This is a genomic window from Achromobacter sp. ACM04, from assembly GCF_014851465.1.
Lineage (GTDB): Bacteria > Pseudomonadota > Gammaproteobacteria > Burkholderiales > Burkholderiaceae_B > Achromobacter > Achromobacter aegrifaciens.
Window position 1 is genome coordinate 1 of the sequence record NZ_JACUZS010000015.1, and the last position, 624, is coordinate 624.

The 624-nt window shown below is 66.3% G+C and carries 1 protein-coding gene; it reads right to left on the reverse strand.

Annotation, left to right across the window (positions count from 1 at the left end):
• Window positions 1-624, reverse strand: a 624-nt coding sequence (locus IB259_RS30855) for a VCBS domain-containing protein (protein WP_225596994.1), incomplete at both ends; no start/stop codon positions are given.

Consider the following 624-nt stretch of genomic DNA (forward strand, 5'->3'; position numbering starts at 1 on the left):
CCTTGGCCACGCCCACGACATTGGTGACGTCCGCGCCGAGGGTGTCGGCGCCGGTGCCGCTGATGACGTTGCCGGAGGCGGTCAGTGCGGTGTCTTCCGTGACGGAGGCGGTGTCGGGCTTGGCTTCCGGAGCGGTGTCGGTGATGAGCACGACCAGGTCGTCAGACTTGACCTGGTTGGCCGCATCGGTGACGGTGACGGTGAACTTGTCGGTGACGGAGTCGTCGCCGGCGGTGTGATCCTTCGAGGTACCGTCCTGCTGGTAGCTATAGGTGATCTTGCCGGTGGCCGGGTCGTAGCCAGTCAGCGTGAGCTTGCCTTCGGTGCCGGTGATGACGCGCGGGGTGGTCGGGCTCAGCGCCTGCAGTTCGGCCACGGTGAGGGTGACGTTGCCGATCTTGACCGTGGCCAGGCCTTCCGGTGCGGTGACGGTCAGTTCGCCAGTAACCGGCTGCGTGGCGTTCTCGGCGATGCTGACGTTGCCGGCATCGGCGCCGTTGGCATCGGGGACGGTCACGCCGGGCACGCCATCGGTGTGGCCGTTGATGGTGACGGTGATGGTGGTGGTGCTGACGTCGCCGTCGGCATCACGGATCGTGTAGGTGAAGGTGTCCTTGAGCTGCT